Annotated in this window: 11 protein-coding genes; 10 read left to right on the top strand and 1 reads right to left on the bottom strand. The window is 71.4% G+C overall.

Translation table 11 applies throughout. The features are described 5' to 3' along the window. The first annotated feature begins 98 nt into the window (after window positions 1-98). From ACIBJF_RS18815 to ftsH, 5 genes are all read left to right on the top strand, one after another. Entirely contained in the window at window positions 99-1442 is a 1344-nt protein-coding gene (locus tag ACIBJF_RS18815; protein ID WP_399174909.1) for an ammonium transporter, read from the top strand. Next, window positions 1439-1777, top strand: a complete 339-nt coding sequence (locus ACIBJF_RS18810; RefSeq protein ID WP_030990174.1) for a P-II family nitrogen regulator — start codon at window positions 1439-1441, stop codon at window positions 1775-1777. The genes ACIBJF_RS18815 and ACIBJF_RS18810 overlap by 4 nt, the downstream gene beginning before the upstream one ends. A 29-nt stretch (window positions 1778-1806) precedes the next feature. Continuing rightward, entirely contained in the window at window positions 1807-4248 is a 2442-nt protein-coding gene (locus ACIBJF_RS18805; protein WP_399174907.1) for a [protein-PII] uridylyltransferase, read from the top strand. A gap of 124 nt (window positions 4249-4372) precedes the next feature. After that, window positions 4373-5920 (top strand): signal recognition particle protein, encoded by a 1548-nt coding sequence (gene ffh / locus ACIBJF_RS18800; protein WP_399174906.1) that lies wholly within the window; start codon window positions 4373-4375, stop codon window positions 5918-5920. A gap of 91 nt (window positions 5921-6011) precedes the next feature. Beyond that, window positions 6012-7952 (top strand): ATP-dependent zinc metalloprotease FtsH, encoded by a 1941-nt coding sequence (ftsH, locus tag ACIBJF_RS18795; RefSeq protein WP_399174904.1) that lies wholly within the window; start codon window positions 6012-6014, stop codon window positions 7950-7952. Here ftsH and ACIBJF_RS18790 read toward each other — a convergent pair. Next, window positions 7949-8989: an SAM-dependent methyltransferase gene (locus ACIBJF_RS18790; protein ID WP_399174903.1), complete on the bottom strand. Its 1041-nt coding sequence runs from the start codon at window positions 8987-8989 to the stop codon at window positions 7949-7951. The two genes, ftsH and ACIBJF_RS18790, sit on opposite strands and share 4 nt — an antisense overlap. A gap of 523 nt (window positions 8990-9512) precedes the next feature. On the opposite strand from ACIBJF_RS18790, the gene ACIBJF_RS18785 reads away from it, so the two are divergent. The 5 genes from ACIBJF_RS18785 to trmD all read left to right on the top strand — a co-directional run bounded on the left by ACIBJF_RS18785 (window position 9513) and on the right by trmD (window position 12574). After that, window positions 9513-10109, top strand: coding sequence for a hypothetical protein (locus ACIBJF_RS18785; RefSeq protein WP_055704355.1), 597 nt, complete (start codon window positions 9513-9515; stop codon window positions 10107-10109). A gap of 312 nt (window positions 10110-10421) precedes the next feature. After that, the gene (gene rpsP, locus ACIBJF_RS18780) at window positions 10422-10841 is read left to right on the top strand and encodes a 30S ribosomal protein S16 (protein WP_171152431.1); all 420 of its coding nucleotides are present in this window, start codon (window positions 10422-10424) and stop codon (window positions 10839-10841) included. Window positions 10842-10846: 5 nt separating this feature from the next. Further along, window positions 10847-11086: an RNA-binding protein gene (locus tag ACIBJF_RS18775; RefSeq protein WP_003973401.1), complete on the top strand. Its 240-nt coding sequence runs from the start codon at window positions 10847-10849 to the stop codon at window positions 11084-11086. A 103-nt stretch (window positions 11087-11189) separates the two neighbouring features. Continuing rightward, complete coding sequence (gene rimM, locus ACIBJF_RS18770) at window positions 11190-11741, top strand: ribosome maturation factor RimM (protein ID WP_399174900.1); 552 nt, start codon at window positions 11190-11192, stop codon at window positions 11739-11741. Further along, window positions 11741-12574, top strand: a complete 834-nt coding sequence (trmD, locus tag ACIBJF_RS18765; RefSeq protein WP_399174898.1) for a tRNA (guanosine(37)-N1)-methyltransferase TrmD — start codon at window positions 11741-11743, stop codon at window positions 12572-12574. Before rimM ends, trmD begins: the two co-directional genes overlap by 1 nt. Window positions 12575-12618: the final 44 nt, after the last annotated feature.

Raw genomic sequence — 12618 nt, 5'->3', positions numbered from 1 at the left:
GCCAATCTCATGGCGCATAACCGGCCCACACCCCACGACCCGCCGGACCGCTCAGGCACCGCCCGCACGGGGCCGTACCAACCGACGAGGAGACGCCGATGGCACCAGCCATCACGCTTGCCGCGGAGGCACCCAAGCTGTCTGCCGCGAACACAGGCTTCATGCTCATAGCTTCTGCCCTGGTGCTGATCATGACGCCGGGTCTCGCCTTCTTCTACGGAGGCATGGTCCGCGTCAAGAGCACCCTGAACATGCTGATGATGAGCTTCATCAGCATGGGCATCGTCACCATCTTGTGGGTCCTCTACGGCTTCTCCCTTGCCTTCGGCACGAACAACGGCCTCATCGGCTGGGACTCCGACTGGTTCGGCCTGCGCAAGATCGGCCTGACGGAGCTGTGGCCCGGCTACACCATCCCGATCTTCGTGTTCATGGTCTTCCAGATGATGTTCGCGATCATCACGCCGGCCCTGATCAGCGGCGCCCTCGCGGACCGCGTCAAGTTCTCGGCCTGGTCGCTGTTCCTCGCCCTGTGGCTCACGCTCGTGTACGTCCCGGTCGCCCACTGGGTGTGGGGCGCCGACGGCTGGGCCTACAAGCTCGGGGTGATCGACTTCGCGGGTGGTACGGCGGTCCACATCAACGCGGGTGCCGCGGCGCTCGGCGTCATCCTCGTCATCGGCAAGCGCGTCGGCTTCAAGAAGGACCCGATGCGCCCGCACAGCCTGCCGCTGGTCATGCTCGGTGCCGGTCTGCTGTGGTTCGGCTGGTTCGGCTTCAACGCGGGCTCCTGGCTCGGCAACGACGACGGCGTCGGCGCGCTGATGTTCGTCAACACGCAGGTCGCGACGGCCGCCGCCATGCTGGCCTGGCTCGCCTACGAGAAGATCCGGCACGGCGCGTTCACCACGCTGGGCGCCGCCTCCGGCGCGGTCGCCGGTCTGGTCGCGATCACCCCGTCCGGCGGCGCGGTCTCCCCGCTCGGCGCGATCGCCGTCGGCGCCATCGCGGGTGTCGCCTGCGCCGCGGCCGTGGGCCTGAAGTTCAAGTTCGGATACGACGACTCCCTCGACGTCGTCGGCGTCCACATGGTCGGCGGCATCATCGGCTCCCTGCTGATCGGCTTCTTCGCCACCGGCAAGGGCCAGTCCACCGCGACCGGTGTCTTCTACGGCGACCACAGCTGGACCCAGCTGTGGAAGCAGTTCGCCGGTGTCGGCGCGGTCCTCGCCTACTCGCTGATCGTCTCGGCGGTCCTCGCCTTCCTGCTCGACAAGACGATCGGCATGCGGGTCACCGAGGACGCGGAGATCTCCGGCATCGACCAGGCCGAGCACGCCGAGACCGCCTACGACTTCAGCGGTGCCGGCGGCGGTGTCATCGGCTCCACCGCCCCCGCCCCCACCCTGGCCGCCACGCAGACCAAGAAGGTGGACGCATGAAGCTCATCACCGCCGTCGTCAAGCCCCACCGGCTGGACGAGATCAAGGAGGCCCTGCAGGCCTTCGGCGTCCACGGCCTGACGGTCACCGAGGCCAGCGGTTACGGTCGTCAGCGGGGCCACACCGAGGTCTACCGCGGTGCCGAGTACACCGTCGACCTGGTCCCCAAGATCCGCATAGAGGTCCTGGCCGAGGACGACGACGCGGAGCAGCTGATCGAGGTCATCGTCAAGGCGGCCCGCACCGGCAAGATCGGCGACGGCAAGGTCTGGTCCCTGCCGGTCGAGACGGCCGTACGGGTCCGCACCGGCGAGCGCGGCCCGGACGCGCTCTGATCACAACTTCTCAGAACGGGAGTCGCTGGGTGACGGGAACGGACGAGCGGATGGCAGAGGACTCGGGACCCAGCGGCTACGCGGCGGCCCGGCTGCGCCTCCTCACCGAGGGTGCGCGGTCCGGGCCGCCGCGCCGTGCCGCCCTCGCGGACCTGACCGACGACTGGCTCGCCGGGCTGTTCAAGGCGGCCGCCGAGGGGTTCCCGGGCGCCTCCCTGGTCGCCGTCGGCGGCTACGGCCGCGGCGAGCTGTCCCCGCGCAGCGACCTGGACCTGCTCCTGCTGCACGACGGCAGTGACACCAAGGCCGTCGCCGCCCTGGCCGACCGCCTCTGGTATCCGGTCTGGGACATGGGCCTCGCCCTCGACCACTCCGTGCGCACCCCGGCGGAGGCCCGCAAGACCGCCGGGGAGGATCTGAAAGTCCAACTCGGCCTCCTGGACGCGCGTCATCTCGCCGGCGATCCCGGCCTGACCGCCGGCCTGCGTACGGCCGTGCTCGCCGACTGGCGCAACCAGGCCCCCAAACGCCTGCCCGAACTCCAGGAACTCTGCGCCGAGCGCGCCGAGCGCCAGGGCGAGCTGCAGTACCTGCTGGAACCCGACCTCAAGGAGGCGCGCGGCGGCCTGCGGGACGCCACCGCCCTGCGCGCCGTCGCCGCCTCCTGGCTCGCCGACGCCCCGCGCGAGGGCCTCGCGGACGCCCACCGGCGGCTGCTCGACGTACGGGACGCGCTGCACCTGGCGACCGGCCGTGCCACCGACCGGCTCGCGCTGCAGGAGCAGGACCAGGTGGCGGCCGAGCTGGGGCTGCTGGACGCGGATATCCTGCTGCGGCAGGTGTACGAGGCGGCCCGGGTCATCTCGTACGCCAGTGACGTCACCTGGCGCGAGGTGGGGCGCGTGCTGCGGTCGCGCGCCGTCCGTCCCCGTCTGCGCGCCATGCTGGGCGGCGGCAAGCCCGTCGCCGAGCGCTCCCCGCTCGCCGAGGGCGTGGTGGAGCAGGACGGCGAGGTGGTGCTCGCCCGCGCCGCACGCCCCGAGCGCGACCCCGTGCTTCCCTTGCGCGCCGCGGCCGCCGCCGCACAGGCCGGCCTCCCGCTCTCCCTGCACGCCGTACGGCGCATGGCCGCCACCGCGCGCCCCCTGCCCACGCCCTGGCCCGCCGAGGCCCGTGAGCAGCTGGTGACGCTGCTCGGCTCCGGCCGTCCGACCGTCGACGTCTGGGAGGCACTGGAGGCGGAAGGCCTGATCAGCCGCCTGCTGCCGGACTGGGAACGGGTCCGCTGCCGCCCGCAGCGCAACGCCGTCCACATCTGGACGGTCGACCGGCACCTGATCGAGACGGCCGTCCGCGCCTCCGAACTGACCCGCCGGGTCAGCCGCCCCGACCTGCTCCTGGTGTCCGCCCTGCTGCACGACATCGGCAAGGGCTGGCCCGGCGACCACTCGGTGGCCGGCGAGATCATCGCCAAGGACGTGGCAGCCCGGATCGGCTTCGACCGCGCGGACGTGGAGGTGCTGTCCGTCCTGGTCCGCCACCACCTGCTGCTGATCGAGACGGCCACCCGCCGCGACCTCGACGACCCGGCCACGGTCCGCTCGGTCGCCGAGGCGGTCGGCAGCCAGAGCACCCTGGAGCTGCTGCACGCCCTGACCGAGGCCGACGCCCTCGCCACCGGCCCCGCGGCCTGGTCCTCCTGGCGCGGCTCCCTCGTCGCCGACCTGGTGGGGCGGGTCTCCGCCGTACTCGCCGGCGACGCCCCCGCCGAGTCGGAGCCCGCCGCGCCCACGGTCGAGCAGGAGCGGCTGGCGATCGAGGCCTACCGCACCGGCGGCCCGGTCCTCGCGCTGCGCGCCCAGACGGAACCGGTCGCCGAGCAGGAGTCCGTCCAGGAACCCCTGGGCGTCGAGCTGATCATCGCCGTACCCGACCAGCCCGCCGTCCTCCCCGCCGTCGCCGGTGTCCTCGCCGTGCACCGGCTCACCGTCCGCACGGCCGAGCTGCGCACCCTGCGCCTGCCCGACGACGTCGACGACGGCTCGGTGCTGCTGCTGAACTGGCGGGTGGCCGCCGAGTACGGCTCCCTGCCGCAGGCGACCCGGCTGCGCGCCGACCTCGTCCGCGCCCTCGACGGCACCCTGGACATCGCCGGCCGCCTCGCCGAACGGGACGCGGCCTACCCCCGCCGGCGCGGCTGGGTGGCCCCGCCGCCGAGGGTGACCGTCGCTCCGGCGGCCTCCCACCACGCCACGGTGATCGAGGTCCGTACCCAGGACGCCCCGGGCCTGCTGTACCGGATCGGGATGGCCCTGGAGAAGGCGGGGGTGCGGGTGCGGAGCATGCACGTGTCGACGCTGGGTTCCAACGCGGTGGATGCGTTTTACGTCACCACCGGCGCGGGGGAACCGCTGCCGGCCGAGGACGCCGGGTCGCTGGCACGGGTCCTGGAGGAGACGTTGCGGGCGTGACGCCGGCGGGCGCGTGGTGTGTTCCCGGTCGCTGACCAGAGCAGGCGGGGACGATTTGCTTGCGGGTCCGGATACCCTGGAGGGCAGCCCGAACCGTCTCCGACTTCCGAGGACCGACGCCACCGTGTTCGATACCCTCTCCGACCGCCTCAGCGCGACATTCAAGAATCTCCGCGGGAAGGGGCGCCTCAGCGAGGCGGACATCGACGCCACGGCGCGCGAGATCCGTATCGCGCTCCTCGAAGCGGATGTCGCCCTCCCGGTCGTCCGGACCTTCATCAAGAACGTCAAGGAGAGGGCGCTCGGCGCCGAGGTCTCCAGGGCGCTGAACCCGGCCCAGCAGGTCCTGAAGATCGTCAACGACGAGCTCGTCACCATCCTCGGTGGCGAGACCCGGCGCCTGCGCTTCGCCAAGCAGCCGCCCACCGTGATCATGCTGGCGGGTCTGCAGGGTGCCGGTAAGACCACCCTCGCGGGCAAGCTCGGCCGGTGGCTGAAGGAGCAGGGCCACTCGCCGTTGCTGGTCGCCGCCGACCTCCAGCGCCCGAACGCCGTCAACCAGCTGAGCGTCGTCGCCGAGCGCGCCGGCGTCGCCGTCTACGCCCCCGAGCCGGGCAACGGCGTCGGTGACCCGGTCAAGGTCGCCAAGGACTCCATCGACCACGCGAAGTCCAAGGTCCACGACATCGTGATCGTGGACACCGCCGGCCGCCTCGGCATCGACGCCGAGATGATGCAGCAGGCCGCGGACATCCGCGACGCGGTCTCCCCGGACGAGATCCTGTTCGTCGTCGACGCGATGATCGGTCAGGACGCCGTCAACACCGCCGAGGCCTTCCGCGACGGCGTCGGCTTCGACGGTGTGGTGCTCTCCAAGCTCGACGGCGACGCCCGCGGTGGTGCCGCCCTGTCGATCCGGCAGATCACCGGCAAGCCGATCATGTTCGCGTCGAACGGCGAGAAGCTGGACGACTTCGACGCCTTCCACCCGGACCGGATGGCCTCCCGCATCCTCGACATGGGTGACCTGCTCACCCTGATCGAGCAGGCGGAGAAGACCTTCAGCCAGGAAGAGGCCGCCAAGATGGCCTCGAAGCTGGCGTCCAAGAAGGGCCAGGACTTCACCCTGGACGACTTCCTGGCCCAGATGGAGCAGGTCCGGAAGATGGGCAGCATCAGCAAGCTGCTCGGCATGCTCCCGGGCATGGGCCAGATCAAGGACCAGATCCAGAACATCGACGAGCGGGACGTCGACCGCACCGCCGCGATCATCAAGTCGATGACCCCGGGCGAGCGCCAGGACCCGACGATCATCAACGGCTCCCGCCGCGCCCGTATCGCCAAGGGTTCCGGTGTCGAGGTCAGCGCGGTGAAGAACCTGGTCGAGCGGTTCTTCGAGGCCCGCAAGATGATGTCCCGCATGGCCCAGGGCGGCGGCATGCCGGGCATGCCGGGGATCCCGGGCATGGGCGGCGGCCCCGGCCGGCAGAAGAAGCAGCAGAAGAAGGCCAAGGGCAAGCAGCGCTCCGGCAACCCGATGAAGCGCAGGCAGCAGGAGCTGGAGGAGGCCCAGCGCCGCGAGGCCGCCGCGCAGGGGGGCGCCTTCGGGCTCCCGCAGCAGGGCGGTCAGGACTTCGAGCTGCCGGACGAGTTCAAGAAGTTCATGGGCTGAGCCCCGTTCGTACGTCCCTGAGGGCGCCCCCCGGCCGAGGGGGGCGCCCTCAGCGCATGCCGACGTCCGCCATATGCCGTAACGTCCAGATATGAGCGATGCGGCGCCACCACGCAAGACTCCGGATCAGCCGTGGCGCACCGAGGGCACCCCCGACGAATCGCCCCGGCGGCCCGGCGGTGGAAGGATCCGCGGCGGCAAGTGGTGGGGACTGCTGGTCACCGCGGTGATCGTCTTCCTGCTGGCCTATGTCGGTCTGAACTATCTCGGCCAGGGCAACCAGCCGACGATCTCGTACACGGAGTTCAGCAGGCAGGTCGCGGCCGGCAACGTCGCCAAGATCTACTCCAAGGGTGACGCGATCCAGGGCCAGCTCAAGAGTGCGCGGGCCAGCCCCGAGGGCGGCGGCTCGTACACCCGGTTCAAGACACAGCGCCCGGCCTTCGCGGACGACAGGCTGTGGCAGAACCTGAGCAGCCACGGGGTGACGGTGACCGCGCGGCCGGTCGTGCAGGAGCGCAGCCTGCTGTCCAACGTGCTGATCTCCCTCATCCCGATCGCGGTCCTGGCCGTGGTGTGGATCTTCTTCGCACGGCGGATCGGCGGGGCCCTGCCCGGCGCGGGCGGTCTGTTCGGCCGCCGGGCGCCGCCCAAACCGGTCGGGCTGCGGCCGGGCACCGAGCGCACGACCTTCGCGGACGTGGCCGGCATCGACGAGGTCAAGGGCGAACTGGACGACGTCGTCGACTTCCTGGAGCACCCCGACGTCTACCGGAGGATGGGTGCGAAGCTGCCCCGCGGCGTGCTGCTCGCGGGTCCGCCCGGCACCGGCAAGACCCTGCTGGCCCGCGCGGTCGCGGGCGAGGCCGGTGTGCCGTTCTTCTCCGCCTCCGCGTCCGAGTTCATCGAGATGATCGTCGGCGTCGGCGCGTCCCGCGTCCGCGAACTCTTCGCCGAGGCCCGGAAGGTGGCGCCGTCGATCATCTTCATCGACGAGATCGACACCATCGGCCGGGCACGCGCCGGCGGCGCCTCCATGAGCGGGCACGACGAGCGCGAGCAGACGCTGAACCAGATCCTCACCGAGATGGACGGCTTCTCCGGCGCGGAGGGCGTCATCGTCATCGCGGCGACCAACCGCGCGGACATCCTGGACCCGGCCCTGACCCGTCCCGGCCGCTTCGACCGGGTGGTCAACGTGGCCCCGCCGGACCGCACCGGGCGCGAGTCGATCCTGCGCATCCACACCCGGGACATCCCGCTCGGGCCCGACGTCGACCTGACCCAGATGGCCCGTGTCACCCCGGGCATGACGGGCGCGGATCTGGCCAATCTCGCCAACGAGGCCGCTCTGCTCGCGGTCAAGCGCAAGCAGGAGCAGGTGACCGCCTCGGACATGTCGGAGGCGCTGGAGAAGGTCCAGCTGGGGGCCGAGCGCACCCTGGTGATGCCCGAGGACGACCGCCGGCGCACCGCGTACCACGAGAGCGGACACGCCCTCCTGGGCATGCTGCAGCCCGGCGCCGATCCGGTCCGCAAGATCACCATCGTGCCGCGCGGCCGGGCACTCGGGGTGACCATGTCCACGCCCGAGGTGGAGCGGTACGCCCACTCGGAGGACTACCTGCGCGGTCGCATCATCGGCGCCCTGGGCGGCATGGCGGCGGAGGACGTCGTCTACGGGGTGGTCACCACGGGTGCGGAGAACGACCTCGAACAGGTCACCAACATCTCGCGCGGGATGGTGGCCCGCTGGGGCATGAGCGAGCGGGTCGGCCGCCTGTCCGCCCTCCCGAGCGACGCCCAGCAGGCCTACGGCCTCTCCGCCGCCCCGCAGACGCTCGACGTGATCGACGTCGAGATGCGGCGGATCGTGGACGAGTGCTACGAGGAGGCGTGCCGCAAACTCCGCGACCACCGCGGCCAGCTGGACGCCCTGGCGCAGGCGCTGCTGGAGAGCGAGACGCTGGAGGAGGCGGAGGCGTACCGGATCGCCGGGATCACCCGCCTGACCAAGGAGGGCGACTCCTAAGGCACACGGGCGACCAGGTAGCGGAAGACGTTCGGCATCCACACCGTCCCGTCCGGGCGCAGGTACGGGTGCAGGGCCTCCGTCAGCTCCTTGTCGACCTGCTTGGCGTCCGTCGCCGCGATCGCCGCGTCGAACAGACCGGTCGACAGCAGCCCCCGTACCGCGCTGTCGACGTCGGCGTACCCGAACGGACAGGCCACCCGCCCCGAGCCGTCCGGCTTCAGCCCCGCCCGCTGGGCGACCTCCTCCAGGTCGTCCCGCAGGGCCGGCCGCCAGCTGCGCGCGCTGCGCAGGGGATCGGCCAGCTTCGTCGCCACCCGCAGCACCGAGGAGGTGGCGCAGCGCTCCGGCGGACCCCAGCCGGCCAGCACCACGGCGGCACCGCGCGCGGCCGGCGGCAGCGCGTCCGCCAGTAGCTCAGCGAGCCCCTCGGAGTCGCCCGCGAGGCACCCGATCGGCTCGAAGACGGTCACCAGGGTGTAGGCGGCGTCCTCCGCGCCGGCCGCGTCGCCGGGCGAGCCGGCGACGAGCTCCACGGCGGCACGCGCGCGTGTACGCCCGCTTGTGCCGAGCCCGCCGTCGCCGTGCGCGCCGGACGGGCCGGGAGCACCGTGCGGGCCGGGGGCGCCGGACGGGCCCTCCTCTTCGGCGCGCGCATCGCGCCCGCCGGGGTAGCCACGCCCGTCGCGGCCTCCGCCGCGGGTACCGGTGCCGCCGAGGACGCCTCCGTTCGCGCCGCGCCGGGCGTCCGGCAGCAGGCGTTCGCGGGCGAGGGCGAGCCGTTCGGGGCAGGCGGCGTCGACACCGGTCACCTCGGCACCTCTGCCGGCCGCCAGCAGCAGCGCCAGCCCGGCGCCGCAGCGCAGGCCCAGCAGCCGGGTGGCGGGGCCCACTTCGAGTCGCTCGTAGACGGCTTCGTAGAGCGGCACCAGCATCCGCTCCTGGATCTCGGACCAGTCACGCGCGCGTGCGCACAGGTCCACGCGGGGTGCGGAGTCCGCGTGAGGCACGTGCCGCCGCACGAGCGTAGGTGTCATAGGTAAGCGCCCCAATCCGCCGACAGTTCACCGCTGTGCCCGGTTGCGTGGCCCCCGTACCGTGCGCGCGCACTTCCCACGTATGCCAGGTAACTCCCGGCTCGCTGCCCCGTCCAGGGGTCGTGGGGCCCGGCTTGGGGCCTTGGCGCGGGTGTGGCGAGATTTCACATCCCGGCAATCTGGATGGCCGTACGGTGACCGCTCCGGGCAAACGGGCCGGTGCCGCAGGCCCGGAGCAGGCGCGGTAACGTCACGCGCGCCACGGACGCTGACCGGAGTGAGACTTCACGACGAGAGCGGCCGAAACCTCTCTTGCGCGACGGCCGACCACACTCGCACCGGGGTCTACATGCCGGGTCGTACGGCGGCCTACGCACCAGCTTGGTATGAGCTGTGCGGCTTCTCCGCAGATCAGCGCACCCGCCCTCGTCCGGACGCATCAGCGGCAACTGACGGGTACGTGCAAATTATTTGGGATGCCCCGGAATAGGAACACATTCGAGCTCCCGCTCGTTGTCATTACGTGAGCACGACACAGACACCACCTGTTCTCGCCGCAGAGCTGGCGCAGGCGTGGGCCGACATTCAGCGGTACCACCCCGAGCTGCCGGACCTCGCCGCGCCAGAATCCCTGATCGGAGAGTCGTCGTCCGCGTGCGGACACGAGCTCTCCTTCGAGCGACTGCTGCATGAGGCAGTCCACGGCATCGCCGCCGCCCGTGGGATCCGCGACACCTCCCGCGCCGGCCGCTACCACAACCGCCGTTTCCTCGCGATCGCCGAGGAGCTGGGCCTCGACCACCCGGAGGAGCCGCACCCGAGCAGCGGTTTCTCGCTGGTCACGCTCAACCCCGAGGCCAAGCGGCGCTACCGCCCGACCATCGAACGGCTGCAGCGCGCACTGAAGGCCCACACGGCGGCGACCTCCTCGGACACCACCCGCAGCTTCCGCGGCCCCGCCGCCCGTCACGGCTCCTCCGGCGGTGGCGTCCGGGTCAAGGCGGTCTGCGACTGCGGCCGCAACGTCCGCGTGGTCCCCTCGGTCCTCGCCCAGGCCCCCATCGTCTGTGGTGGCTGCGGCAAGCCCTTCAGAATTCCGGAGGTCGCGGGAGCGGCGTGATACGGGCCGCGGGAACCGGCATCTCGTGGGTGCCGGTGGCGGGCCCTCGGCCGGCAACTTCACAGCACCGGGCAGCGCACCCGGCGTGACCTCACCTCCACGCCGGGTGCCTCCCAGGCATGCCCGGGACCGACCGGCTCACCCTCGGCCGAAAGCGACCCGCCGCGTATGGCACAATGGCTAGCTGTACTCGACAGCCGCACAGGACCCCTCTCTCCTCCGGCTGACGCGTCCATCGGGCACTCGGGTACCGCAACCCCACGCGGCAGCTCGCCGTGCCCAACCACGTCAAATCCAGGAGAACCCACTCCCGTGGCAGTCAAGATCAAGCTGAAGCGTCTGGGCAAGATCCGTTCGCCTCACTACCGCATCGTCGTCGCCGACTCCCGTACCCGCCGTGACGGCCGGGCCATCGAGGAGATCGGCAAGTACCACCCGACCTACAACCCGTCGGTCATCGAGGTGGACGCCGAGCGCGTGGCGTACTGGCTCGGTGTCGGCGCCCAGCCGACCGAGCCCGTTCTCGCCATCCTGAAGAAGACCGGCGACTGGCAGAAGTTCAAGGGCGAGCCGGCTCCCGCGCCGCTGCTCGTCGCCGAGCCGAAGGCCGCGCGTCCGTCGTTCGAGGCTCTCGGCGGTGACGACGAGGGCAAGGGTGAGGCGATCACCCAGAAGAAGAAGGCTGAGAAGAAGGACGAGGCGGCTGCCGAGTCCGAGTCGACCGAGGCCTGAGCAGCATGCTCGAGGAGGCGCTTGAGCACCTCGTGAAGGGCATCGTCGACAACCCTGACGATGTGCAGGTCGCCTCGCGCAACCTGCGCCGCGGGCGCGTGCTCGAGGTCCGGGTCCACCCGGACGACCTCGGCAAGGTGATCGGCCGCAACGGCCGCACCGCGCGTGCCCTGCGCACCGTCGTGGGCGCCATCGGCGGTCGCGGTGTCCGCGTCGACCTCGTCGACGTGGACCACGTCCGCTGACGCTTCATCGCAACCGGCTCGGGCCGGGGAGGGCCACTGGCCGTCCCCGGCCCGCAGTCGTATGAGCAGGACGCCGGTAGGAGATGACAGGAGAATTGGACACGTGCAGCTGGTAGTCGCACGGATCGGCCGTGCCCATGGCATCAAGGGCGAGGTCACCGTCGAGGTACGCACCGACGAGCCGGAACTCAGGCTCGCGCCCGGCGCCGTACTCGGCACGGACCCCGCCTCCGCGGGACCGCTGACCATCGAGACGGGGCGCGTCCACAGCGGCCGCCTCCTGCTGCGCTTCGAGGGCGTCACCGACCGCAACACGGCCGAGGCCCTGCGCAACACCCTCCTGATCGCCGAGGTCGACCCGGAGGAACTGCCCGAGGGCGAGGACGAGTACTACGATCACCAGCTCATCGATCTCGACGTGGTCACCGAGGACGGGGTGGAGGTCGGCCGGATCACCGAGATCTCGCACCTGCCCTCCCAGGACCTGTTCATCGTGGAGCGCCCGGACGGGACCGAGGTGATGATCCCGTTCGTCGAGGAGATCGTCACCGACATCGATCTGGAGGAGCAGAAGGCGGTCATCGCCCCGCCGCCGGGTCTGATCGACGACCGCGCCGAGATCGCGTCCTCCCGCGACACCGGGGAAGAGTCGTAATGCGCCTCGACGTCGTCACGATCTTCCCCGAGTACCTGGACCCGCTGAACGTCTCCCTCGTCGGCAAGGCACGCGCGCGTGGGCAGCTCGATGTCCGGGTGCACGATCTGCGCTCGTGGACGTACGACCGCCACAACACCGTCGACGACACGCCGTACGGCGGCGGCCCCGGCATGGTCATGAAGACCGAGCCCTGGGGCGACGCCCTGGACACGATCCTCGCCGACGGCTACGAGACGGGCGCCACGGCCCCCGCGCTGATCGTGCCCACCCCCAGCGGCCGCTCCTTCACCCAGGAACTCGCCGTGGAGCTCTCCGAGCGCCCCTGGCTGATCTTCACGCCGGCCCGCTACGAGGGCATCGACCGGCGCGTCATGGACGAGTACGCCACGCGCGTGCCCGTCTACGAGGTCTCCATCGGCGACTACGTGCTGGCCGGCGGCGAGGCGGCCGTACTGGTCATCACGGAGGCCGTGGCGCGGCTGCTGCCCGGCGTCCTCGGCAACGCCGAGTCCCACCGCGACGACTCCTTCGCGCCCGGCGCGATGGCAAGCCTCCTGGAAGGCCCCGTCTACACCAAGCCGCCCGTCTGGCGCGGCCGGGACATCCCGGACGTGCTGCTCAGCGGCCACCACGGCAAGATCGCCCGCTGGCGCCGCGACGAGGCCCTCAGGCGGACGACCGCCCACCGGCCCGATCTGATCGAGCGCTGCGATCCCAAGGCCTTCGACAAGAAGGACCGCGAGATGCTCTCCATCCTGGGCTGGGAACCGGACCCGACGGGCGAGTCGTACGGCCGATTTTGGCGGCGGGCCGACGGCGTGGAACAATAGACCGCTGTTGTGTGCCCGTCCGGTGTGCGCCCCTGCCACAGGGG

Source organism: Streptomyces sp. NPDC050743 (assembly GCF_044456925.1).
Classification (GTDB): Bacteria; Actinomycetota; Actinomycetes; order Streptomycetales; family Streptomycetaceae; genus Streptomyces.
This window is presented reverse-complemented; position numbering and strand designations above follow the sequence as displayed.